Below are 21,494 nucleotides of genomic sequence, written 5' to 3'. Positions count from 1 at the left end.
CGAGGGGGTGGGTCAAGCGAAGGGTTGGCGGCCGCGCAACACTGCGCGGCGCGCCGGGTATCGCCGCCGTTCAGTCGGTCTTTGCGGTCGATTTGCCAATGCCGTCGAGATTGCGTTGCAGCGCGATCCGGTCAAGCGATCCCAGCGGCAGGCTGACAAACAGCGAGATCCGGCTGCGCAGCATTCTGTAGGCGTCCACGAAGGCGACGCGGCGAACGGCTTCGGAGCCGTCAACCTTGACCGGATCGGGAATGCCCCAATGCGCGCTCATCGGCTGGCCCGGCCAGTGCGGACATTCCTCGGCCGCCGCATCGTCGCAGACGGTAAAGACGAAATCCATGCGCGGCGCGCCCGGCACGGCGAATTCATCCCAGCTTTTGGAACGTGCAAAGGCGGTGTCGTGGCTCAGCCCCCTGAGCAGGTCCAACGTATAAGGATGCGGGGACGCCCCCGGATGCGAACCGGCAGAGAAGCCGCGGAACTGTCCCATGCCGTCGCGGTTCAGGATCGCCTCGGCCATGAGCGAGCGGGCAGAATTGCCGGTACACAGGAACAGGACGTTATACGGTTGGCTGGTCATGAAAGCCCCCTAACAGGCGCAGGCAAGTTGGTTGATGACGGGCTGACACAGCGCAGGGTTTCCGCCGCAACAGTCTTCCATCAGGAAGCCGAGCAGCCCGCGCAACCCGTCCATATCGGCGAAATAGCGGATGCTGCGGCCTTCGCGCGCGCTGCGGATCAGCCCGGCGCGCGACAGGATCGCGAGGTTGGCGGACATCGTGTTCTGCCGGACCCCCAGCGCATCGCTGATGTCACCCGCCGACATGCCCGCCTCGCCCGTCTTGATGAGCAGGCGGAACACATCCAGCCGGGTCTGCTGGCTGAGTGCGGCAAAGGCGTCGAGGGCGCGATTCTTTTCCATATTTCATGATGTATGGATATATAAAGCCGTGGTCAACCACTGATCGTCGGGGGAGGCTGCGGCCTTGGTCCTGTGCGAAAACAGTGCGGCAGTGAAAAGGTGGCGCCGGCCCCGCCTGCGTCCTGACCCGACCCCTGACGCAGCCCATCGAACGCCGATATCGCGGGCGATACTGCCCCAGCCTGCACGGTCACAAAAAGGCTAGCCCCTTGACCTCCCCTTATTCCCCCCCATCATCACCCCAACCGACCTCACCCTCTGGAGCCCCCCCCTTGCCCCGCCAGCCCGTGACCCGCCTGACCTTCGCCGCTGCGATCACTGCCAGCCTGACGTTCCCCGCCCTCGCCGAACCCACCAACCCCAACGAGCGCAGCACCCTGTACGGCGAGACGCGCAGTTGGTTGGTGGAGGCGCTGCATGATGACACCGGCTTTTCAGGCTGCCGGGCGACGATCCCGTTGCAAGAGGGGGGGCCGCTGTTGCTGGAGCGGAGCTTCGACGCGCTGGAGGGGTGGACGATGTATGTGCCCAGCCCGCAAACGCCCGAGGAGAAGGGCAGTACAAGCGCGCCCGGTCTGTTCATCGTTGATGGCGAGGAGTTGCCGGTAACCTATGAGCTGCTCGGCCACGGCTGGGCAGCGCAGCCGCTGACCGAGGTGATGCGGCAGCGGTTGATGGACGGGAACTATTTCAGCGCGGCGCTTGAGGGCGACGCGGCGCGGGAGTGGATCCTGAACGGCTCGACCGCCGCGATGGATCTGGCGCAGGAATGCTACGAGCGGCAGGGGGCGATCTGGCGCTAAGCGTCAGGGCTTCTCGCGGCGCGCCCACATATCCGGGCGGCGCTCGCGGGTGATGCGCTCGGCCTGCGCGCGGCGCCATTTGGCGATCTCGGCGTGGTTGCCCGACAGCAGGACCGGCGGGATCTCGCGGCCTTCCCACACAGCGGGCTTGGTGTATTGCGGGTGCTCCAGCAACCCGCTGGAATGGCTTTCTTCCTCGGTCGAGGCGGCGTTGCCCAGCACACCGGGCAACAGCCGGACGGTGGCATCCAGCACCGCCTGCGCGGCGATCTCGCCGCCGGTCAGGACGAAATCCCCCAGCGAGACCTCTTCGATCGCGAAGTGTTCGAGCACGCGCTCATCCACACCCTCGAACCGGCCACAGAGCAGCGTGATGCCGTCGCCAGCGGCAAAGCGGCGGGCCATCGCCTGATCAAAGGGCGTGCCGCGCGGCGAGAGGTACACCACGGGCCAGCGCGGGCGCGGTCCGGTGCCGATCTCGGCCATGCGCAGCGCGCGGGCGAGGATATCGGCGCGCAGCACCATCCCGGCACCACCGCCCGCGGGCGTGTCGTCGACGTTGCGGTGCTTGCCCTCGCCAAAGGGGCGCAGATCGAGCGTGTCGAGCGACCACAGGCCCCGATCCAGCGCCTTGCCGGTCAGTGACTGACCCAGCACACCGGGGAAGGCATCGGGAAAAAGGGTGATGATCTTGGCAGCCCAGGCGCTTTTGATGCGCGGCGGGCCGCCCATCAGGTCACGCGGCTGTCCCGTCACGCTGATCGCCACGCGCCCGTGCGAGCGGCGGGGGGCGGGCGTGTCGTCGTCGCTCATTCAAACAGACCCTCGGGCGGATCGACGATGACCCGGCCCGAGGCCAGATCGACCGTCGGCACGATGGCCAGCGTGAAGGGGATCAGCGCGCTGCCCTTGGCCGGGATCTGGATTTCCAGCAGATCACCCGCGCCATGGTTCTGCACCGAGGTGACGCGGCCCAGTTCGGTCCCGCCGGTATCGAGCACGGTCAGGCCGATCAGATCAGCGTGGTAGAATTCATCGTCCGGCAAGCTGGGCAGCTTGTCGCGGTCGGCATAAAGCCGGGTGCCACGCAGCGCCTCAGCCTCTTCGCGCGACGCAATGCCTGACAGGCGCGCGGACAACCCATTGGGGACCGGCGAGCCGAGCTTGACGGTAAAACTGCGCTTGCCGTCTTCGGTATAAAGCGGGGCATAGGCACCGATCGCCTCGGGCTGGGCGCAGAAGCTTTTCAGCCGCACCTCACCCCGGACGCCAAAGGCTCCGGCAATCGCTCCGACACAGACACGCTCGCCCATGATCACCCCTATCGTCGTTCTATCGGCACGGCGAGGCTGCGCTGTTCCCAGCCCGCGCGTTCCAGTTCCGGTTCGTCATCGCTGGTTTCAGGCCAGCCGATGCACAGATAGGCAACCAGCCGCCATCCGGCGTCAATCCCCAGATCGGCCGAGAGCTGGTCGGCGTCAAGGATCGAGACCCAGCCCATTCCCAGGCCTTCGGCGCGCAGCATCAGCCAGAGCTGCATCACCGCGCCCGCGACGGAATAGCGCCGCATCTCAGGCATGGTCTGCGCGCCAAGCCCCGAGCCTTTGACCGTGCTCTCGTCGCAGAACACAGCCAGCTGAACGGGCGCTTCGCGCATGCCGGTCAGTTTGAGACCGGCATAAAGCGTAGCGCGCTCGCCCTCATAACCTTGCAAGGCGGCCGTATTGGCCGCCTTGAAGTTGCGCAGGGCGGCGTCCCGCGCGGCGGGGCTTTCGACCCTGACAAGGCGCCAGGGTTCGGACAGCCCGACCGAGGGTGCCAGACGAAAGGCAGTCAGGCACCGTTCCAACGCGTCCTCATCCACCGGGTCCGACCGGAAGCGGCGCACATCGCGCCGCCACCGCACCAGATCCGCCAGCTGCGCGCGGAACGTTTCGCTGAACGCCCCGTCCTGCATCGGCTTACTCAGCCGACGCCGTGGCAGCAGCTTCAGCCTTGTCGGCGCGCTCTTTCGCGCGGGCGACGGCTTTCTTGCCCGGCTTGGCTTTGTTCGGGTTGTTGCGCTCGACTTTGGCGCGGACACCGGCAGCTTCCAGGAAGCGCACGACGCGGTCGGTCGGCTGCGCGCCTTTGTCCAGCCACGCCTGCACGCGCTCGATGTCCATCTTCACGCGGTCTTCGCTGTCTTTGGCCAGCAGCGGGTTATACGTGCCGACCTTTTCCAGGAAACGGCCGTCGCGCGGCATGCGGCTGTCGCACACGACGATCGCGTAGAACGGGCGCTTTTTCGAGCCACCACGGGCGAGACGGATTTTAGTAGCCATTGTGAATTCTCCTATTGATGGCTTGTCGGACGCAGGGAACCCCCGGCGCCAATTCGGGTGTCAGTTTTGCAGCTTCTCGTGGTGACGGATCACTTCCGAGATGATGAACGTCAGGAATTTCTTGGCAAATTCCGGGTCGAGATCGGCCTCTTTGGCCAACCATTCCAGCCGCTCGATCTGGCGCGCCTCGCGCGACGGATCGGACGGCGGCAGCGCGTGTTCGGCTTTCAGCCGCCCGACGCCCTGCGTGTGTTTGAAGCGTTCGGCCAGCGTGTAGACCAGAATGGCGTCCAGCCGGTCGATGCTTTCGCGGTGCTCACGCAGCAGCTCTTCGGCGCGTTGGGAATCGTCGCTCATGCGTAAGCCTCCATGCCTGCGCCCTGCGCATCCGCAGCCGGGTGCCGCCAGATCGAGGTTGCGCCAAATTGCGGATGGGTCATGCCGCCGTCGCGGACGCAGCCGAGGCGTTGCGCCAGCGCTTCCGAGCGGGTGTTGCCCTCAAGGATCACGCTGATCGCGGTGGTCCAGCCCAGCGTCTCATAGGCCCAGGCACGCCCGGCCAGAGCGGCCTCGGCGGCGATGCCCTTGCCTTCAACGCTGGTGTCCCACAGGGTCCAGGCCAGTTCCGGCTCAGGCCAGCCTTCGGGAAACCACGGGCCCGTGGTCCCCAGCGCCTTGCCCGTCGCCTTGTCCTCGATGACGAAGATCCCGTAGCCGCGCAGCACCCAATGGCCGACCGCATGGCCCCAGCTGCGCCACGCCAGACCGCGGTCCATCGGCCCGCCGGTATAGCGCGAGCGGTCCGAGGCGAGATACCCGGCGAAACCGTCGAAATCAGCCAGACCGGGCGCACGCAGGATCAGGCGCGGCGTCTCGATCCGGGGAATCGACTGCTCAAAGGTCTGCGCAAGGCTCACTTCTTGCGCCCCAGACCCGACAAACCGCCCGGCAACCCGCCGCCGCCCAACCCGGGCAACCCGGGCATGCTGCGCGACATCGCCCCGCCGCGCATCGCGGCCTGAGCGGCTTTCATCGCCTCGGGATCGGCCAGCTGCTTTTGCATGTCGGCCATGTCGGGGTTCTTGCCGAACATGGACTTCATCGCCTGTTTCAGCATGCCGCCCTTGCCCATCTTCTTCATCACATCGGCCATCTGCCGCTGCATTTTCAGAAGCTTGTTCAGCTCGGCCACATCAAGGCCCGCGCCTGCCGCGATCCGCTTCTTGCGGCTCGCCTGCAGGATCTCGGGGCGGGCGCGTTCGGATTTGGTCATCGAGCCGATCAGGGCGATCTGCCGCTTGAGCATCTTGTCGTCGAACCCGGCCGCCTCGGCCTGTTTCGACATCTTGCCCATGCCCGGCATCATGCCCATGACCGACTGCATGCCGCCCATTTTCAGCATCTGGTCCAGCTGCTGGCGCAGGTCGTTCATGTTGAACTGACCCTTCTGGAAGCGCTTCATCATGCGCTCGGCCTGCTCGGCCTCCAGCGTGACTTGCGCCTTCTCCACCAGCGCGACGATGTCGCCCATGCCCAGAATGCGGCCCGCGACGCGCTCGGCCTCAAAGCTCTCCAGCGCATCGGTCTTTTCGCCCATACCGACGAAACGGATCGGCTTGCCAGTCACGGCCCGCATCGACAGCGCCGCACCGCCGCGCCCGTCGCCGTCCATCCGGGTCAGGACCACGCCGGTGATGCCGACCTTGCCCTCGAACTCGGTGGCGACGTTGACGGCGTCCTGCCCGGTCAGGCCATCGACCACCAAGAGCGTCTCGCGCGGGTTGACGGCATCGCGGACGGCCTGAACCTCGTCCATCAGCACGTCGTCGATGTGCAGACGGCCGGCAGTATCCAGGAGATACACGTCATAGCCGCCCATCGTCGCCTGCGACTTGGCGCGTTTGGCGATCTGAACGGCGTTCTCACCCTTGACGATCGGCAGGGTATCAACGCCGATCTGGGTGCCCAGAATCGCGAGCTGCTCCATGGCCGCCGGGCGGTTGGTGTCGAGCGAGGCCATCAAGACCCGCTTGCCCTCACGCTCTTTCAACCGGCGCGCCAGCTTGGCGGTGGTCGTGGTCTTGCCCGAGCCCTGCAGACCGACCATCAGCACCGGCGCGGGCGGGTTGTCGATCTTCAGCTTGCCGGGGTCGTCGTCACCGCGCAGCGTGGCGATCAGCTCGTCATGGACGATCTTGACGACCTGCTGGCCCGGCGTGACCGATTTGGTGACCGAGGCGCCGGTCGCCTTGACCTGCACCCGCTTGATGAAATCGCGCGCCACCGGCAGCGAGACATCCGCCTCAAGCAGCGCGGTGCGCACTTCACGCAGCGCCGCCGAGACATCGTCCGCCGACAGCGCACCGGCCTTGGTCAGGCGGTCGAAGACACCGCCAAGGCGCTCGGACAGATTCTCGAACATGGCTCGTCCTTTCGGGCACGGGCTTGCGGGGCCACGGGGCATTGCACCCGTGGGCGCAACGCGCTGACGGATGGCGATCCCCGCATAAGCGATGGGACCGGAAGCAGGCGGCTTCCGGGGGAATTCCGGGCTGCGATACGCCCGCCTCCCGGCAGAGTCAAGAAAATCCACCCCGAACCCTGCCCCCCGTGCGATTTCACCTTGTTTCAAATACTCTCGGGGGGTGAATTCGGCGTCAGCCGAAGAGGGGGGCTGACAGCCCCCCCTGCCCCCTCACCGCCCGGAGCCGCACCTGAATGCTTGCCCTCGCCGATCACAACCCGACGCGCCACATCCGCGCACCCTGGGTCAACTGGGGCATCATAGCGCTCTGCGTCACCCTCTATGCGCTCAACGTCCCGTGGCAGGATTTCGCCTTTACCCCTGCGACGCTCTATCTGATCGGCGGCACCAAGGCCCCCGGCGGCGCGCCCGAGGTCATCGGGCAGATGGCCAGCTATATCTTCCTCCATGCCAGCCTGCTGCATCTGGCGGGCAATATGATCGTGCTCTGGGTATTCGGCGACAACATCGAGGACAGCATGGCCCCCATACGCTACGCGTTGTTCTTCGTGCTCTGCGGTATGGCGGGGGCGGGGGCCGAGGCGCTGTTTTCGCGCAATCCGATGGTGCCGGTGATCGGCGCGTCGGGGGCGATCGCGGGGGTGATGGGCGCCTATCTGCTGCTGCATCCGCGCGCGCAGGTGTTGGTCCTTGTAGGTCTGCGCGTGCCAGTGACGGTTCCGGCGGGGGTCTTCGTCGGTCTGTCTGTGGTGCTGGATCTGATCGCCGCGCTGGCCGAGGAACCCGGTCAGGTCAGTATCGCCTTCTGGGCGCATATCGGGGGCTTCGCTGCCGGGGCGGTGCTGATCACCGGCCTGCGCTGGCGCGATGTGCCGCTGTTTCAGCCGCCCGTGTCCCATCCCGAAGCGGCCTTTCTGGGCCTGTCGCGCTGGCTGCCCTCGCTGGGCAACGCCACGACCGAGGGGACGGGCGGCGCGCGCTGGTGGTTCTGGATCAAGACCGTGGCGTTCTTTGTCCTCGTCAGCGTTGTGATCGAATCCTTTCTTGCCTGAGCCGCCGCTCTGGCGCAAAAGCCCGCCATGCTCATCGTCGCCGCACTCTATCATTTCACCCGTTTCCCTGATCCCGCCGCGCTCAAGCACCCGCTGGCGCAGCTGGCCTGTTCGCAGGGGGTCAAGGGCTCGCTGCTGCTGGCGCCCGAGGGGATCAACGGCACCATCGCCGGACCCCGCGCCGGGATCGACGCGGTGCTGGCGCATATCCGCGCCCTGCCCGGCTGCACCGATCTGGAGTGGAAAGAGGCACAGGCCGAAACCATGCCCTTTGGCCGCCTCAAGGTCCGCCTCAAGCGCGAGATCGTCACCATGGGCCAGCCCGATGTCGATCCGCTGGCCCGCGTCGGCCATTACGTCGAGGCGTCCGAATGGAACGCGCTGATTTCGGACCCCGATGTGGCGGTGATAGACACGCGGAATGACTATGAGGTGGCGATCGGCACGTTCGAGGGCGCGGTTGATCCCGGCACGCGGGCGTTCGGCGACTTCCCGGCGTGGTGGGAGGCCAACAAGGAGCGCTTCCACAACAAGCGGATCGCGATGTTCTGCACCGGCGGCATCCGCTGCGAGAAATCGACGAATTATCTGCTGGGTCAGGGGATTGACGAGGTGTTCCACCTCAAGGGCGGCATCCTGAAATACCTTGAAGAGGTGCCGCAGGAGCAAAGCCTCTGGCACGGCGGCTGCTTTGTGTTCGACCAGCGCGTCGCGGTGGGGCACGGGTTGCAGCCCACCGGCCACGTTATGTGCCACGCCTGCCGCAGGCCACTGGAACCTGCCGACCTGTCACGGCCCGAGTATGAGCACGGCGTCAGCTGTCACCACTGCCTGAGCGAATTCGACGATGCCCGCCGCGAGGGTTTCCGCGAGCGCCAGAAGCAGATCGCGCTGGCCGAAGCGCGCGGCGCGCTGCATCTGGGCCGCTGAGCGACGGTGCGCTGAAGCGCACCCTACCCGTCGCCCGTAGGGTGCGCTTCAGCGCACCAGCCGTTGCCGTTCAGCGCAGGCCGGCCAGCAGCGTCGCGGCAAAGAACAGACCCGCCGACAGCACTGCCGTTGCAGGCACGGTGATCACCCATGCGGTCATGATTGTCATCAGATGCGAGCGGCGCACGACCTTGCGGCGGGTGCGTTCCTCGACCGGCAGGGCCGAGAGGTCGCGATTCTCTTTCAGAATCTTCTCGTGGTACCACTCGCGGTAAAAGCCCACGCCAAAGATCCCGCCGATGGCGATATGGGTCGAGCTGACCGGCAGCCCCAGCCAGGACGCCAGAATCACCACCATTGCCGCCGACAGCGCCACGCACCAGGCGCGCATCGCGTTCAGGCGGGTGATCTCGGACCCGACGATGTTGATCAGCTTGGGCCCGAACAGCATCAGGCCGACCGACAGCCCCAACGCCCCGGTGATCATCACCCAATACGGGATCTGCACCCGGTCCCCCGACGAGCCATCCTGAATCACATGGACAATCGCCGCCAGCGGCCCCACCGCATTGGCCACATCATTCGCACCATGGGCGAAGGACAGGAGCGCCGCCGACAGCACCAGCGGGATCGAGAACAACGCCTTGATCGACTTGACCCGGTTCTCCATGCCGCGCGACTGGCGGCGGATCACCGGGCGCATCAGCAGCGCCAGCGGAATACCGACGGCCACACCGATCAACACCGATTCGCCCAGCGACACATCGACCAGCTTCTTCAGCCCCTTCATCGCCATATAGGTCGCGAACACGCCACCCATCAGACCGATCAGCACCGGCACCCAGGTGCGGGCGGCGGCGATCCGGTCTTCACGATACAGGATGCGCGAATTGATCAGCGCCAGAAACAGCGCCGCGATCACCCCGCCCATCAACGGCGAGACCACCCAGCTGGCCGCAATCGCCGCCATGGTCGGCCAGTTGACAGCCCCGAAGCCCGCCGCGGCAATGCCCGCGCCCATCACCCCGCCGACGATGGAATGCGTGGTCGAAACCGGCGCGCCCATGGCGGTGGCAAGGTGAATCCACAGCGCCCCGGCCAACAGCGCGGCCATCATCGCCCAGACGAAGATCTGAGGCTCGGCCACCGACTCGGGCGCGACGATGCCGCGCGACACGGTGCTGACCACATCGCCCCCGGCCAGCAGCGCACCCGCCGTCTCGCAAATTGCCGCAATGATCAGCGCGCCGCCCAGCGTGACGGCATTCGCCCCCACCGCCGGGCCCATGTTGTTGGCCACGTCATTGGCCCCGATGTTCACCGCCATATAGGCCCCGATCACCGCCGCGATCACCACGACCCAGGTCCCCGTCCCTGCGCCGATGATCGTGGCCGCAGCCAGACCGGCCAGCGCCATGAAGACCAGCGCGATGCCCGGTCCGACCAGCGGGCGGGCGGTGAACATCGTCGCTTGTTCCAGCAGGCCGATGCGCCCGAGGTCTTTGTCGAGGGTCTTGATGGCCTTGGCGTTCGGGTCGGCAGGCGAGGTCATCACGGGCTCCGTGGCTGTCGCAAAAGTGTCACAAAGCCCCTAGCGCGCCCAAGGCAGGATCACAACACCCGCGACCGGGACAGCGACAGGTTGCGTCAAAGCGTTGCCGATCCGTCCACCCGCCCCGGTTGCCGGGTCTTCCCGCTGCGCCGCGTATCAGTTGAGCGTCAGGATCAGCGCCTTGAGTTCAGGTTCTTCGACCGCTTTCGCAGCCTCGGACGGGCGCATCCAGTGGCGCACCCGGCGGCCCTTTTCCGGGAAGTCATTGGCCAGATCCGACACGTCGATGCGGAACACCGAGCAGCGGCAGATCACCGGAATGCCGTTCTTGACCAGCTTGCGATAGGCGAAATCGCCCATCGACGCGGTCGCGACCTTGCCCTTGACCCCGGCCTCTTCCCACGCTTCTTGCATTGCGGCCTCGGCCAGTGTCCGGCCATCCATCGGCCAGCCCTTGGGCACGATCCAGCGCTTGGTGGTCAGGCTGGTCACCAGCAACACCTCGGGGCCCTTCTTCGTCTTGCGCACACACAGGGCCGCGGCCTGAACGAAATCAGGGCGGCGCCAAACGGGTTCGACGAAATTGCGAAAGGCCGCCAGGGCGGATTGCTTCATGGGTGCCTGCTCGGGTTCGGGGGCAACCGTTGAGGACGGCCGCGCATTTTTGTGGTTCACCGGATCTGTGTCGGAATTATCCACAATCTGCCCTCAGCTGTCAGTGTCGTCAACGCGTCCGCGCAGGGATTTGATCGTACCACGCCTGTTTTTAGCTTCAACACGCCTGATTTTACTACCGTAGGTCGGTTTTGTTGCAATTCTGCGACGTGGTGCGACCAAAGATTGCCTGATCAGCTCGACCAGCCGCTCGCGCGCCAATTCGCGGTTGCGGGCCTGGCTGCGGGTATCTTCGACCCTGAGCAGCAGCGCACCGTCCAGCGTCCAGCGCCGTCCGGCCAGCCGTTTGAGTCGCGCTTTGACGGCAGGCGTCAGCGCAGGCGACCGCTCGGCCTCGAACCGCAACTCGACCGCGGTTGAGACCTTGTTGACGTTTTGCCCACCCGGACCCGAGGAGCGCGTGAAGCTTTCGCTCAGCTCCCAGTCCTGAATGATGATCTGATCGGTCACAAAAAGCATGCTGCGGACTTATCAAACACTGCCGTTAAATCAATCGAAAGGGCCGCCCGAAAATCGAGCGGCCCTCACGAGCTTCAGGAGATGGAGCCGGTTAGAACCAGGCCCAATCAAGGGGGGTGCAGCCGTCAGACTGCCGTCAGCTCACGCGCCCCTCTGACTGTCCCGACACCACTCTCCAATATCACTCTAGACACTGGACCACCTCCTTTCGCTGGGTTGAACCGTAAGGCGATGGTGGCACATATCTGGTGTTTGTCAAAACCTTTTAAGCGACAGGTTGCGTTAGTTTTCTCACGATGACGCGAAATGGCACCAAAGCGATCAAAGCCAGCGCCAGTTTGACCATCCAGTCGGCAAAGCCCAAAGACACCCACAAAGGCACACCCGGACCAAAGCCCAGCAGTGGCAAAACCTCCTGCGCCCAGCTAACATCTGCCGCCGGATCGAGGGGTGCGGCCAGCACCGAAAACGCGATCGTGAAGAAGATGGCAGTGTCCAGAGACGCGCCAATCAGCGTTGAAATAAGAGGCGCTTTCCACCAGACGCGGGACGAGACGCTGTTGAACACGGCGATATCGACCATCTGCGCAGTGAGAAACGCAAGGCCCGAGCCGATGGCCACGCGCAGCGTGACAGCCGGGAAGGTATAGCCGTCGCCCTGCAGGATGATCTGCGTGCCGATCAGCGAGCAGGCAACGCCCACGGCGAACCCGGCCCAGACCACGCGCCGGGCGGCCTGCGCGCCATAGACGCGGTTCATCACATCGGTGACGAGGAAAGCGAAGGGATAGGTCAGCGCACCCCAGGTGAGCCAGTTGCCCAGCAGGAATTGCACAAGGATGTTCGAGGCCACGACGATGGCGGCCATGGCAAGGATGCCGGGCAGGTAGAATTTGGTCATGTTCTGAAACCGTTTTGACAAGGTGGTCGGAGACTTGGCCACCCGTCGGGCGACGCGGCTCTTTACGCCCGGCGGACCAATGGCGCAAGGGGTGTGCGGCGCGCGTGGTTACACAGGCGTGAACGCGCGCGCCGGTTGGGGACTAGGCATGTGGGGGATCAGTGGTATCGTGACCGCAGATTTGCCTTTGCCCTGAAGGATCATTTTGATGTCTGTCTTTACCCTGCGCAGTTCGACCGCCCTGATCGCGCTCACCGTCTCTCTGGCCGCGTTCGCGCCGCTGACGCCAAGCCCTGCCCGTGCGCAGGACTCGGCGGTAACCGCCCCCCCGATCGCCGAGGCCGCGCAACCCGAGCAGGTCAGCCGCTTTGGCGTGGATTTCGCGCTTCCGCCCGGCATGGCGGTGACCAACGATTCATCCACCACTTATGCCGTGGCCGATCTGGATGACGCGGGTGTCGGCGCGCGCATCGGTCTGCGGGTGTTGTCCCCCGACATTCTGGCCCTCGCCCCGCCCGCGGGCACGCCTGAGTATACCGCTTTTCTCAGCGATCAGATGGACATGCCCGTTACCGACAGCGGTATCGTGGTGCAGGTCGGCGCGCGCACGCTGCATCTCTTTCGCGGCACCGGGACGACGCCCGGCGCTGACGGCACCCCGCTGGAAACGACCCTTCTGCTGATGGTAACGCAGGACGCCGACGAGGATGGCACCGGCCTGATGATCGCCGTTTTCAGCGCAGGCCTTGGGGCCGAGGTCGCGGGCGCGCTCGAACTGGATTTCATCACCAGCCTGCGGGCATCCGAGCCGGTGGAGGAAGCAACCGTTGATACCCCCGATGACGGCGCAAGCGATGACACTGGCGACGCCCCCACGATGGCGCAGGTCGACAGCGCCGAGCCTGATGCCGCAGCCGAGGCTGACGCCGCACCTGAGCCCCCCACAGCCATCGCCAGCGCAGAGGCTCCCGTCGTGGAACCCGCTGCCCCCGCGAGTGCAGCTGCCGATGCCGAGACTGGCGAAGCGGAAGCCGCCGCGTCGGTGGCGATGGACTCGTCGCGCGACTCAATCGAGTTGATTGCCGGTCTGGCCTCGGTCACCATTGCCCCCGGTCAGGTGGCCAACGAGACCATGCGCAATCCGCGCGCCGTTTTCCTGTCTCTCGCCGATGCTGAAACCCCCACCGTTCCGACCGCCCGCATCGCCGCCGGGGAACTGGCGCGCCCGGTCGAACAGCAGGTCCAGCGCCTGCTTGCCCGGGTTGATGCCGTGGTCGAGGCCGATGTCGGCGGCCTGCCCGTCTGGGTGATCCATGGCCCCGCCTCGCGCGACCTGAGCGATGAACCTGCCAGCGCCGAGGATGGCATCCCGGCCCGCGTCATCGCCCCGCGTCACTGCGTTGACGGTCGACCGCCCTATCTGGTCGCGCTGATGGCCGCGCCGGGGAACGAGGCTGAACTCGATGTGCTGGAGAACGCGCTGACGCTCACCGCGCCCGAAGGCAGCACGCTATGCGACGATGCGGTCATCGCGCCGATCCGTGCGGCGATTGCCCCGGAGGTGTCAGAGCAAGCGCCACAGGTCGCGCAGGCACCCGAGGCCGCGCCCGGCGCCCTGCCGCCCGGCTGGGTCCAGCGCGAACGCTTCGGCCTGAGCTTTGCGGTGCCGGACACCATGACCGTCCGCCGCGAGCGCGACGAGGTGAATCGCATGGAGCTGTGGCTGCAGACCCGCAACGCCGAGGGAGATATTGCGCAGGAAGTCTCGATCCGGGTCTTCAGCCCCGAGGCCCTGCAACGGGTGCCACACCCGTCGCCCAGTGACCCCGAGTTCACCGCGATGCTGTCGGATTTTGCCAACATGCCGCTCAGCGCCACAGGCGAGACTCTGACGCTGGGCACCAGCACGCTGCATGTCTTCCGTGGCACCGAGAGCGACGAGGAGGTCGAGTCGCAGATGGTCTACCTGATCGCAGAGGCCCCCAACGAGGTCGGCCTGACCCCCTGGATCGCCCTGCGCAGCGTCGGGCAAGGGCCCGAGAGCGCCGCCGCCTTTGAGGCGACCTTCCTTGCCAGCCTCAGCGGCTCGCCCGTGTTGCCCGACGGCGTCAGCCTGCCGTCAGTGCAGGCAGAGCCGAGCGCGCCGCCCCAGATGCCCCCGGCGGAGGGCGGCAAAGATCCCGCCGCCACGGCCGAGCCTGCGCCCGAGGCAACGCCTCCGGCTGCGATCGTGATGCCGCCAGCCCGCGACGCCAGCCCCGAGGCGCAGGCGTGGGAGTTTGCGCAAAGCGAGCAATCGGTCGAGACGATGCAGGCGTATCTCATGGGCTTCCCGCGCAGTCTGAACTCGCGTCTCGCCCGTGACTGGCTGCGTGAACGCGGCGTGACGCCGTTTGACGAGGTTCCCGCAGAGCCAATGCCGCAGGTGTCGGAACCGCGTCCGATGACGCCGCCAGCCCTGACCGAAACGCAGGCTTGGGCCGCTGCGCTGGGACAAGGCCGGCCCGAGGCAATCTGGACCTTCCTCAAGCTCTGGCCGAACGGTGTCTTCGCCGCACAGGCGCGCGGGTTGGTGGCGTATCAGGCGCCGACGCAAGCGCCCGGCGCGATCCCCTACAGCCCGGCACCCGCCCCGGCAGCGCCCGGCAAATAACCAATGCGCGGGGGGCGGCCTGTCATGGGTCGCCTCCTCTTGCCATTCGGCGCGGGGCGTTGCACGTCAAGGGAAACCCTTCTCTTGCTGGCAGGAACACGCGATGATCACCGACAAACCAGGCCTGATCGAGGCCGTGCGCGACCGCTTTGCCCATATCGACACCTGCCCGTTCGAGGGTCCGCGCGTGTTCTTCGAGAACGCGGGTGGCGCGCTGCGGCTGAAATCGGTGGTCGAGACCTCGGCGCTGTATGCCAGCTATCCCGACAATCAGGGCCGTCCCAACATTGCCTCGCAAACCCTGATGGGCGCGATCGACAAGGGCAAGGCGGACATGCGCCAGTTCCTGAATGCGCCGACGGGTCAGGTCTTCGTCGGCGAAAGCGGCACCGAGGTGCTGTTCCGGCTGGTGCGCACGGCGGCGGTGGGGGCGCAGGCGGGCGGCGTTATGCTGCGCTCGACGCTGGAGCACCCGGCGCTGGGCTCGTCGATGACGCATTGGGCCGGGGTGACCGGGCGCGAGTTGATCGAAGTGGCGCATGACGACGCCACCGGGGTGGTCAGCGTCGAGGCGTACAAGGCGGCGCTGCGGCCCGATATTCGCGTGGCCTCGATCATCCACACCTCGCCCGTCACCGGGATGGCGACGGATGTGGACGCGATTGCGGCGGCGATCCGTGAAGTGGCACCCGAGGCCTTCATCATCGTGGACGGCATCCAGCACGCCTGCCACGGCCCGGTCGATGTGGCCAAGGCCGGGATCGATGCCTATGCACTAAGCCCCTACAAGATGTTCTCGCGCCACGGCTACGGGGTCGGCTGGGCCTCGGACCGGCTGACGGCGCTGAGCCATGAGCAGATCATCGGCAATGGGCCGACCAGCTGGGAGCTGGGCACGCGCGACGCGGGCGCTTATGCGACCTTCAGCGATGTGGTGGCGTATTTCGACTGGTTGGGCGGGCAGTTCTCAACCAGCAGCGACCGGCGCGAGCGGCTGGAAGCGGCGGGGGCAGCGATCCACGCGGAAGAGGCGAAGCTTCTGGGCTGGCTGATGTCAGGCACCGGCAACCTGCGCGGGCTGGCCGAGATGCCGGGCGTCACGCTGGTCGGCGGTGAGGCGCTGGAGGGGCGTGAAGGCGTGGTCTCGCTGCGGCTGGACGGCTGGGACACGCTGAAACTGGTCGAGTTTCTGGGCGCGCGCGGCATTCGCGTGCATATCCGCAAGGCGGATCAGTATTCAGGCAATGTGCTGTCGCCGCTGGGAATGCCCGATTGCGTGCGCATCTCGTTTTGCCACTACAACACCGAGGCCGAGGTGGCGAAGCTGCTCAGCGCGATGGAAGAGGCGATCAGCGCCAAGGGATGAGGGGTTGGCGTAAGGTGGGGTTAAACCCCACCCTACGCGCCCGATCACACGCCGTCGCCGACGAACGCCTTTTCGATAACGTAATCGCCCGGCGCCGAATTCGCGCCTTCGTGCAACCCGAACCCGTCCAGCACCGCTGCCACGTCCTTGTTGAACGCCAGCGAGCCGCAGACCATCGCGCGGTCGATCTCGGGGTCGAGCGGTCCGGGCAGGCCCAGATCGGTAAACACCTTGCCCGAGGTCAGGTTGTCGGTGATCCGGCCCATGAATGGCCCCGCCTCACGCGTTGTCGTTGGGTAGTAGTGCAGCTTGCCCGCCACCAGCTCACCGATCAGCGGATCGTTCTGCAGATCCTCGACCAGTTTGCGGCCGTATTCCAGCTCGCCCGCCTCGCGGCAGGTGTGCATCATCACCACCCGCTCGTTCTTCTCCCAGGTCTCGGGATCGCGCAACAGGCTGGCGAAAGGGGCAAAGCCGGTGCCGGTGGCCAGCATCCACAGCCGGAAGCCGGGTTTGAGCGCGTCATGCACCAGCGTGCCGACCGGCTTGGGCCGCAGGATGATCGGATCGCCGGGCTGCACATGCTGCAACCGGCTGGTCAGCGGACCGTTGGCGACCTTGATCGAATAGAACTCCAGCTCGTCATCCCACGCCGGCGAGGCGATGGAATACGCCCGCAGGATCGGTTTGCCGTTGTCGCCGGGCAGGCCGATCATCACGAACTCGCCCGAGCGGAACCGAAGGCTGGCGGGCCGGGTCACGCGGAACGAAAACAGCGTGTCGGTCCAGTGGGTGACTTTGGTGACGGTTTGCAGGTCGGGGTTGGTCATCTGGTTCATGCAGTCCTCCGCAGCCGTGCGCGGTAGTCGTGGCCCTGCCAGTTGGCGCGGGCCAGCCATTGGTCTTCAGGTTGGCGCTGCGCCAGCTCATCCGAGATTTCCACCTCGTCAAAGCCCGAGCGCCGCGCCATCGCGTATTGGTCGGCAATCACATGGCCCTGCGCGCGCAGACGCCCGGCAAAACCCATGCGCCGCAGACGCGCCGCCAGCGTGAAGCCGCGCCCATCGGAAAACGCGGGAAACGCGATGCGGATCGCCTGCGCACCATCGAGCTGGTCGCCCAGCGCCGAGGGGTCAATGTCCGAGGCGAGGTCGAACCAGTCGCCGTTGTGGGTGTCGGGGGCAAAGCCCCGGTCGGTGACGATCACGCTCATGAGGCCTGCCTTCTGATCACGCGGCCATCCACGATGTGGATACCGCATTCGTCCTTTTCCTGCCCGCGCCAGCGTCCGGCGCGGGGATCTTCGCCCGCCGCGACCGGCCCGGTGCAAGGGGCGCAGCCGATCGACGGATAGCCGCGCGCCACCAGCGGGTGCCGGGGCAGCATGTGGCGGTTCATGTAGTCGCCCAGATCCTTGGCGCTCCACCCCGCCAGCGGGTTGACCTTGAGGTGGCCGGTCGCCGGGTCGTGCTCGAACTGGTCCAAGCTGGCGCGCAGCCCGCCCTGATAGCGCTTGCGCCCGGTGATCCAGCCGTCGAACCCCTGCAGCGCCCGCTCCAGCGGCCGCGTCTTGCGCAGGTCGCAGCAGCTGTCGGTGTCGGCCAGATGCAGGATGTTGTCGGCATCCTTTTCCAGCAGCTCGGCCCGGTCCGGCCCAATGACGCGCAGGTCGGTCAGGCCCAGCTGTTTGCCCAGATCGTGCTGATAGGTCAGCGTTTCGGGGAACAGCATCAGCGTGTTGATGAACAGCACCGGCGTCGCGCGGTCGATTTGCGCGACCAAATGCAAGAGCACCGCCGAGTCTGCCCCAAAGCTGGAGACCATGGCGATCTTGCCCAGCGCGCCCGAAAGCGCGACGCGCAGCGCGCCTTCGGCGTCGCCCTCGTAGCGGGCGTTGAGGCGAGTCAGGTCAGGCTGCATGGCTCTCGGCCTCATACAAAGCGGCCTTGAACGGGGCCAGACCGACGCGGCGATAGGCCATGAGGAAGGTTTCCTCGCGGCTGGTGCGCAGGTCAATATAGGCGCGCAGGATGCGCTCAACGGCGGGGACGATCTGGTCATAGGCAAAGCCCGGCCCGGTGCGTTCGCCCAGCGCCGCATCCTCGGACCCGTCGCCGCCCAGCGTGATCTGATAGTTTTCCACCCCGGCGCGATCCAGACCCAGAATGCCGATATGCCCGACATGGTGGTGCCCGCAGGCGTTGATGCAGCCCGAGATCTTGATCTTCAGCGGGCCGATGTCGTGCTCAAGCTTGAGCGCGTCGAAATGCGTGGCGATTTCCTGCGCGATGGGGATCGAGCGGGCCGTGGCCAGCGCGCAATAGTCCATGCCCGGGCAGGCGATGATATCGCTGACCAGACCGACATTGGCCGTGGCCAGACCATGCGCCTTGAGCACCTTGTGCACGGCGGGCAGATCGGCGCGGGCGACATGCGGCAGGATGACGTTCTGCTCGTGGCTGATGCGGATCTCACCATAGCCGAATTTCTCGGCCAGATCGGCAATGGCGCGCATCTGGGCACTGGTCGCATCGCCCGGCGTCTCGCCATGGGCTTTCAGGCTGACGGTGACGATGGCGTGGCCCGCGTCGCGGTGGGCGTGCAGGTTGGTATCGGCCCAGGCGCGGAACACCGGGTCGGCGTTATACGCTGCCTGATAGGCAAGGTCCGAGGCCGCGCGGAAATCGGGCGCGCTGAACATGCGCTGCAGGCGGTCGAGCTGCTGCAGGGTGTTGCCCGCGTCGAATTGCGGGGCGATTTCGGCGAAGCGGGCTTCGACCAGATCGCGGATGGTGTCGATGCCGTTCTCGTGCACGGTGATCTTGATGCGCGCCTTGTACTTGTTGTCGCGCCGGCCCAGCAGGTTGTAAGTGCCAACGACGGCTTCCAGATAGGGCAGCAGGTCGCTGACCGGCAGGAAATCACGCAGCACCTTGCCGATCATCGGCGTGCGGCCAAGGCCGCCGCCGACGATGACCTCGAAACCGTCCTCGCCGTTCTTGCGGACCATGCGCAGACCGATGTCATGCGCGCGGGTCACGGCGCGGTCGATTTCAGAGCCGGTCACCGCAACCTTGAACTTGCGCGGCAGGAACTGGAATTCGGGGTGGTCGGTGGACCATTGCCGGATCAGCTCGGCATAGGGGCGCGGATCGGCGATTTCATCCGCCGCCGCCCCGGCGAAATGGTCCGAGGTCACGTTGCGGATCGTGTTGCCCGAGGTCTGGATCGCGTGCAGCCCCACCTCGGCCAGCGCGTCGAGCATATCGGGCACGTCGGTCAGCTTGGGCCAGTTGTACTGGATGTTCTGGCGGGTGGTGAAATGGCCGTAGCCCTCATCCCAGCGATCCGCGATCTCGGCCAGTTTGCGCATTTGCGACGGGTTGAGCGAGCCATAGGGGATCGCCACGCGCAGCATATAGGCGTGCAGTTGCAGATAGAGCCCGTTCATCAGGCGCAGCGGCTTGAACTCGTCTTCGGTCAGCGAGCCGTCGATGCGGCGGGCGACCTGATCGCGGAACTGGCGGTTGCGCTCGGCGATGAAGGCGCGGTCGAAATCATCATAGACATACATTTTGGTATTCCTCAGGCCGCGGCTTGCTTGCCATGGGCATAGTTCGAGGGGCCGCGGCGGCGGAAATCCTCGCGGAAATGGGCAGGTTCGATGCCTTGGGCGGTCTGGCGGACCTCGGCCAGATAACACCCGACCACCTCAGCATCGCGCGCGGCGGCGGCTTTCAGCGCGGCCTCGGCCTGCTCGGGGTCGGTGAAGACCTGTGCCTGCGTCAGGTGGCGGGTCCAGTTGTCACCGGCGGCCAGATAGACGACGTCACCCTCGATCAGGGCGTTGGCGGTGACGACTTGGGTCTTGGGGGCGCGGGACATCAGGCGAATTCCTCGATCAGGGCAGGCAGGACAGCGGCGGCGCGGGCAGGTGCGAGGCCGAGAAGGGTGATGACGGGACCGGCAAACGCGGCGTCGGCGATGTCCTGGGGCAGACGGTCCAGACGGCTGGTGACGATGCGCTGATCCGGGCGGCTGACGTTTTCGACCAGCGTCACCGGGGTCTGCCCGTCAGCGCCGTGCATGAGCAGACGGCCCTGCACGAAGCGCGCGGCGCGCTTGCCCATATAGATCGCGGCCACGGCGCCGGGACGGGCCAGCGCGCGCCAGTCGTGATCGGCAAAGCCGCTGACGTCATGCGCGGTCAGCAGACGCAGGTCGCTGTTGCGGCCACGGCGGGTCAGGCTGGCACCGATGCTGGCAGCGGCGGCGCTGGCGGCGGTGATGCCGGGGGTGACGGCCCAGTCGATCCCGGCGGCGCTGAGCGCCTCGGTTTCCTCATCCAGACGGCCAAAGACCGACGCATCGCCGCCCTTGAGCCGCACAACGCGGTGACCGGCCTGCGCATGCTCGATCATCGCGGCGTTGATCTCTTCCTGCGGGGTCGAGGGGGCGAAGCCGATCTTGCCGACGGCGACAAAGATCGCCTCGCGCCGCGCCAGCTCAAGGATCGCGGCGGGGACCAGATGGTCGTGGATCACCACATCGGCCCCGTCGAGCAGGCGGCGAGCCTTGAGGGTCATCAGCTCGGGATCACCGGGGCCAGCGCCGACCAGATCGACACGGCCGGGTTCGGTGGCAGCGTTCAGGTGCTGGTCGAGCAGCGCGTGCAGGGCGTGGTCGAGCAGTTCCTCGCCCGCCTCGGCCAGAACCAGCGGGCCGGTGTTGAAGTAGTAGTCGGCCCAGAAATCGCGGCGGGCGCGGCCTTGCGGCAGGGCCTCGGCGTGGGGGCGGAACAACTTGCCCGCACGGGCGAGCGGGCCAAGCGCTACGGGCAGTGTCGCTTCCAGATCGGCTTTGATCTTGCGCGCCAGCACGGGGGCCGCGCCTTCGGTGCCGATGGCGATGGTCACCGGGTCGCGGTCAACGATGGCGGGGGTGATGAAGTCGCTGGCTTCGAGGTTATCAACCACGTTGACGATGACCCCGGCGGCACGGGCCAGCCCGGCCAGCCGGGCATCCGCCGCCGCCTCGCCATGCGCTGCATAGGCCAGCGCGGCACCGGTGAGGTCGGCTGCCTCGACGCTCCGACGGTGCAGGGGAACGGAAAGCTCGACGGCGGCGGATTCCAGATCAGCCTCGGGCACCGGCGCAAAAAGCGCGAGACGCGCCTGCGTCTTGGACAACAGCCGCATCTTGGCCAGCGCGAACGCGCCATTCCCGGCGATGACGACGGGACGGTCGGCAAGGTCAAGAAAGATCGGGAAATGTTGCATGGCGGTGTCTCCGGCTGGATACCACCAAGATGGAAAATTTTCCCGATTCTAGCAAGATAGCCGGGCGAACAAGGAGGTTTTAGCCCCTCCCTT

The 21,494-nt window shown here is 66.3% G+C and carries 24 protein-coding genes; 5 read left to right on the top strand and 19 right to left on the bottom strand.

Annotation, left to right across the window (positions count from 1 at the left end; genetic code table 11):
- Positions 1–70 precede the first annotated feature (70 nt).
- Together EAE28_RS13545 and EAE28_RS13540 are read right to left on the bottom strand one after the other, a co-directional pair.
- Positions 71–580 carry an arsenate reductase ArsC gene (locus EAE28_RS13545; protein WP_127107124.1) on the bottom strand — a complete coding sequence of 170 codons (510 nt, stop codon included), beginning with the start codon at positions 578–580 and terminating at the stop codon, positions 71–73.
- Between the two features lie 9 nt (positions 581–589).
- Positions 590–922, bottom strand: coding sequence for an ArsR/SmtB family transcription factor (locus tag EAE28_RS13540; RefSeq protein ID WP_127107122.1), 333 nt, complete (start codon positions 920–922; stop codon positions 590–592).
- 272 nt (positions 923–1,194) lie between these two features.
- Between EAE28_RS13540 and EAE28_RS13535 the strand changes: the two genes are divergently transcribed.
- On the top strand, positions 1,195–1,725 hold the full coding sequence (locus EAE28_RS13535; RefSeq protein ID WP_127107120.1) for a hypothetical protein: 531 nt from the start codon (positions 1,195–1,197) through the stop codon (positions 1,723–1,725).
- Positions 1,726–1,728: 3 nt separating this feature from the next.
- Here the strand turns inward: EAE28_RS13535 and trmD are convergent, their stop codons facing one another.
- The 7 genes from trmD to ffh are packed head-to-tail and all read right to left on the bottom strand — an operon-like array spanning position 1,729 to position 6,471.
- Complete coding sequence (gene trmD, locus EAE28_RS13530; protein ID WP_127107118.1) at positions 1,729–2,538, bottom strand: tRNA (guanosine(37)-N1)-methyltransferase TrmD; 810 nt, start codon at positions 2,536–2,538, stop codon at positions 1,729–1,731.
- Entirely contained in the window at positions 2,535–3,038 is a 504-nt protein-coding gene (rimM, locus tag EAE28_RS13525) for a ribosome maturation factor RimM (protein WP_127107116.1), read from the bottom strand. Before rimM ends, trmD begins: the two co-directional genes overlap by 4 nt.
- 8 nt (positions 3,039–3,046) lie before the next feature.
- Complete coding sequence (gene bluB, locus EAE28_RS13520; protein ID WP_127107114.1) at positions 3,047–3,682, bottom strand: 5,6-dimethylbenzimidazole synthase; 636 nt, start codon at positions 3,680–3,682, stop codon at positions 3,047–3,049.
- Positions 3,683–3,686: 4 nt separating this feature from the next.
- A complete protein-coding gene (gene rpsP / locus EAE28_RS13515; RefSeq protein WP_127107112.1) occupies positions 3,687–4,049 on the bottom strand; it encodes a 30S ribosomal protein S16 in 363 nt (120 codons plus the stop codon).
- A 60-nt stretch (positions 4,050–4,109) separates the two neighbouring features.
- On the bottom strand, positions 4,110–4,406 hold the full coding sequence (locus EAE28_RS13510; protein WP_127107110.1) for a chorismate mutase: 297 nt from the start codon (positions 4,404–4,406) through the stop codon (positions 4,110–4,112).
- Positions 4,403–4,966, bottom strand: coding sequence for a GNAT family N-acetyltransferase (locus EAE28_RS13505; RefSeq protein ID WP_127107108.1), 564 nt, complete (start codon positions 4,964–4,966; stop codon positions 4,403–4,405). The genes EAE28_RS13510 and EAE28_RS13505 overlap by 4 nt, the downstream gene beginning before the upstream one ends.
- Positions 4,963–6,471 carry a signal recognition particle protein gene (gene ffh, locus EAE28_RS13500; RefSeq protein WP_127107106.1) on the bottom strand — a complete coding sequence of 503 codons (1,509 nt, stop codon included), beginning with the start codon at positions 6,469–6,471 and terminating at the stop codon, positions 4,963–4,965. The genes EAE28_RS13505 and ffh overlap by 4 nt, the downstream gene beginning before the upstream one ends.
- Before the next feature lie 296 nt (positions 6,472–6,767).
- On the opposite strand from ffh, the gene EAE28_RS13495 reads away from it, so the two are divergent.
- Together EAE28_RS13495 and trhO are read left to right on the top strand one after the other, a co-directional pair.
- Positions 6,768–7,586, top strand: coding sequence for a rhomboid family intramembrane serine protease (locus EAE28_RS13495; protein ID WP_127107104.1), 819 nt, complete (start codon positions 6,768–6,770; stop codon positions 7,584–7,586).
- A gap of 27 nt (positions 7,587–7,613) precedes the next feature.
- Positions 7,614–8,516, top strand: coding sequence for an oxygen-dependent tRNA uridine(34) hydroxylase TrhO (trhO, locus tag EAE28_RS13490; RefSeq protein ID WP_127107102.1), 903 nt, complete (start codon positions 7,614–7,616; stop codon positions 8,514–8,516).
- Between the two features lie 70 nt (positions 8,517–8,586).
- Here trhO and EAE28_RS13485 read toward each other — a convergent pair whose 3' ends face one another.
- From EAE28_RS13485 to EAE28_RS13470, 4 genes are all read right to left on the bottom strand, one after another.
- On the bottom strand, positions 8,587–10,068 hold the full coding sequence (locus EAE28_RS13485) for an inorganic phosphate transporter (protein ID WP_127107100.1): 1,482 nt from the start codon (positions 10,066–10,068) through the stop codon (positions 8,587–8,589).
- Positions 10,069–10,224: 156 nt separating this feature from the next.
- Positions 10,225–10,683, bottom strand: a complete 459-nt coding sequence (locus EAE28_RS13480; protein WP_127107098.1) for an NUDIX hydrolase — start codon at positions 10,681–10,683, stop codon at positions 10,225–10,227.
- A 93-nt stretch (positions 10,684–10,776) separates the two neighbouring features.
- Entirely contained in the window at positions 10,777–11,202 is a 426-nt protein-coding gene (gene arfB / locus EAE28_RS13475) for an alternative ribosome rescue aminoacyl-tRNA hydrolase ArfB (RefSeq protein WP_127107096.1), read from the bottom strand.
- A gap of 265 nt (positions 11,203–11,467) precedes the next feature.
- Positions 11,468–12,103 (bottom strand): queuosine precursor transporter, encoded by a 636-nt coding sequence (locus EAE28_RS13470; protein ID WP_127107094.1) that lies wholly within the window; start codon positions 12,101–12,103, stop codon positions 11,468–11,470.
- Positions 12,104–12,311: 208 nt separating this feature from the next.
- Here EAE28_RS13470 and EAE28_RS13465 point away from each other — a divergent pair, with 208 nt between their 5' ends.
- Positions 12,312–14,756 carry a hypothetical protein gene (locus EAE28_RS13465; protein ID WP_127107092.1) on the top strand — a complete coding sequence of 815 codons (2,445 nt, stop codon included), beginning with the start codon at positions 12,312–12,314 and terminating at the stop codon, positions 14,754–14,756.
- 103 nt (positions 14,757–14,859) lie between these two features.
- Complete coding sequence (locus EAE28_RS13460) at positions 14,860–16,122, top strand: aminotransferase class V-fold PLP-dependent enzyme (protein ID WP_127107090.1); 1,263 nt, start codon at positions 14,860–14,862, stop codon at positions 16,120–16,122.
- 44 nt (positions 16,123–16,166) lie between these two features.
- On the opposite strand, the gene EAE28_RS13455 is transcribed toward EAE28_RS13460, so the two are convergent.
- Genes EAE28_RS13455 through cysG form a run of 6 tightly spaced genes read right to left on the bottom strand, consistent with a single transcriptional unit; the run spans position 16,167 to position 21,401 of the window.
- Complete coding sequence (locus EAE28_RS13455; RefSeq protein WP_127107088.1) at positions 16,167–16,961, bottom strand: ferredoxin--NADP reductase; 795 nt, start codon at positions 16,959–16,961, stop codon at positions 16,167–16,169.
- Positions 16,958–17,335, bottom strand: coding sequence for a DUF934 domain-containing protein (locus EAE28_RS13450; protein WP_127107086.1), 378 nt, complete (start codon positions 17,333–17,335; stop codon positions 16,958–16,960). Before EAE28_RS13450 ends, EAE28_RS13455 begins: the two co-directional genes overlap by 4 nt.
- Entirely contained in the window at positions 17,332–18,042 is a 711-nt protein-coding gene (locus tag EAE28_RS13445; protein WP_246022354.1) for a phosphoadenylyl-sulfate reductase, read from the bottom strand. Before EAE28_RS13445 ends, EAE28_RS13450 begins: the two co-directional genes overlap by 4 nt.
- Positions 18,032–19,696 carry a nitrite/sulfite reductase gene (locus tag EAE28_RS13440; RefSeq protein ID WP_127107082.1) on the bottom strand — a complete coding sequence of 555 codons (1,665 nt, stop codon included), beginning with the start codon at positions 19,694–19,696 and terminating at the stop codon, positions 18,032–18,034. Before EAE28_RS13440 ends, EAE28_RS13445 begins: the two co-directional genes overlap by 11 nt.
- A gap of 11 nt (positions 19,697–19,707) precedes the next feature.
- Positions 19,708–20,007, bottom strand: coding sequence for a DUF2849 domain-containing protein (locus tag EAE28_RS13435; protein ID WP_127107080.1), 300 nt, complete (start codon positions 20,005–20,007; stop codon positions 19,708–19,710).
- Entirely contained in the window at positions 20,007–21,401 is a 1,395-nt protein-coding gene (gene cysG, locus EAE28_RS13430) for a siroheme synthase CysG (protein ID WP_127107078.1), read from the bottom strand. Before cysG ends, EAE28_RS13435 begins: the two co-directional genes overlap by 1 nt.
- Between the last annotated feature and the right edge of the window lie 93 nt (positions 21,402–21,494).

It is taken from the genome of Pararhodobacter zhoushanensis, from assembly GCF_003990445.1.
GTDB classification, from domain to species: domain Bacteria; phylum Pseudomonadota; class Alphaproteobacteria; order Rhodobacterales; family Rhodobacteraceae; genus Pararhodobacter; species Pararhodobacter zhoushanensis.
Note: the sequence above shows the minus strand (reverse complement) of the source record. Positions and strands in the feature narration are given on the sequence as shown.

What these genes read in the sequence shown, in the direction of transcription:
- trmD (WP_127107118.1), bottom strand. Translation starts at nt 2,538, where the DNA reads ATGAGCGACGACGACACGCCCGCCCCCCGCCGCTCGCACGGGCGCGTG.
- EAE28_RS13495 (WP_127107104.1), top strand. Translation starts at nt 6,768, where the DNA reads ATGCTTGCCCTCGCCGATCACAACCCGACGCGCCACATCCGCGCACCC.
- EAE28_RS13465 (WP_127107092.1), top strand. Translation starts at nt 12,312, where the DNA reads ATGTCTGTCTTTACCCTGCGCAGTTCGACCGCCCTGATCGCGCTCACC.
- rpsP (WP_127107112.1), bottom strand. Translation starts at nt 4,049, where the DNA reads ATGGCTACTAAAATCCGTCTCGCCCGTGGTGGCTCGAAAAAGCGCCCG.
- arfB (WP_127107096.1), bottom strand. Translation starts at nt 11,202, where the DNA reads ATGCTTTTTGTGACCGATCAGATCATCATTCAGGACTGGGAGCTGAGC.
- EAE28_RS13485 (WP_127107100.1), bottom strand. Translation starts at nt 10,068, where the DNA reads ATGACCTCGCCTGCCGACCCGAACGCCAAGGCCATCAAGACCCTCGAC.
- EAE28_RS13445 (WP_246022354.1), bottom strand. Translation starts at nt 18,042, where the DNA reads ATGCAGCCTGACCTGACTCGCCTCAACGCCCGCTACGAGGGCGACGCC.
- EAE28_RS13440 (WP_127107082.1), bottom strand. Translation starts at nt 19,696, where the DNA reads ATGTATGTCTATGATGATTTCGACCGCGCCTTCATCGCCGAGCGCAAC.
- EAE28_RS13455 (WP_127107088.1), bottom strand. Translation starts at nt 16,961, where the DNA reads ATGAACCAGATGACCAACCCCGACCTGCAAACCGTCACCAAAGTCACC.
- EAE28_RS13460 (WP_127107090.1), top strand. Translation starts at nt 14,860, where the DNA reads ATGATCACCGACAAACCAGGCCTGATCGAGGCCGTGCGCGACCGCTTT.
- EAE28_RS13470 (WP_127107094.1), bottom strand. Translation starts at nt 12,103, where the DNA reads ATGACCAAATTCTACCTGCCCGGCATCCTTGCCATGGCCGCCATCGTC.
- EAE28_RS13510 (WP_127107110.1), bottom strand. Translation starts at nt 4,406, where the DNA reads ATGAGCGACGATTCCCAACGCGCCGAAGAGCTGCTGCGTGAGCACCGC.
- EAE28_RS13480 (WP_127107098.1), bottom strand. Translation starts at nt 10,683, where the DNA reads ATGAAGCAATCCGCCCTGGCGGCCTTTCGCAATTTCGTCGAACCCGTT.
- EAE28_RS13545 (WP_127107124.1), bottom strand. Translation starts at nt 580, where the DNA reads ATGACCAGCCAACCGTATAACGTCCTGTTCCTGTGTACCGGCAATTCT.
- ffh (WP_127107106.1), bottom strand. Translation starts at nt 6,471, where the DNA reads ATGTTCGAGAATCTGTCCGAGCGCCTTGGCGGTGTCTTCGACCGCCTG.
- EAE28_RS13435 (WP_127107080.1), bottom strand. Translation starts at nt 20,007, where the DNA reads ATGTCCCGCGCCCCCAAGACCCAAGTCGTCACCGCCAACGCCCTGATC.
- rimM (WP_127107116.1), bottom strand. Translation starts at nt 3,038, where the DNA reads ATGGGCGAGCGTGTCTGTGTCGGAGCGATTGCCGGAGCCTTTGGCGTC.
- trhO (WP_127107102.1), top strand. Translation starts at nt 7,614, where the DNA reads ATGCTCATCGTCGCCGCACTCTATCATTTCACCCGTTTCCCTGATCCC.
- EAE28_RS13540 (WP_127107122.1), bottom strand. Translation starts at nt 922, where the DNA reads ATGGAAAAGAATCGCGCCCTCGACGCCTTTGCCGCACTCAGCCAGCAG.
- bluB (WP_127107114.1), bottom strand. Translation starts at nt 3,682, where the DNA reads ATGCAGGACGGGGCGTTCAGCGAAACGTTCCGCGCGCAGCTGGCGGAT.
- cysG (WP_127107078.1), bottom strand. Translation starts at nt 21,401, where the DNA reads ATGCAACATTTCCCGATCTTTCTTGACCTTGCCGACCGTCCCGTCGTC.
- EAE28_RS13450 (WP_127107086.1), bottom strand. Translation starts at nt 17,335, where the DNA reads ATGAGCGTGATCGTCACCGACCGGGGCTTTGCCCCCGACACCCACAAC.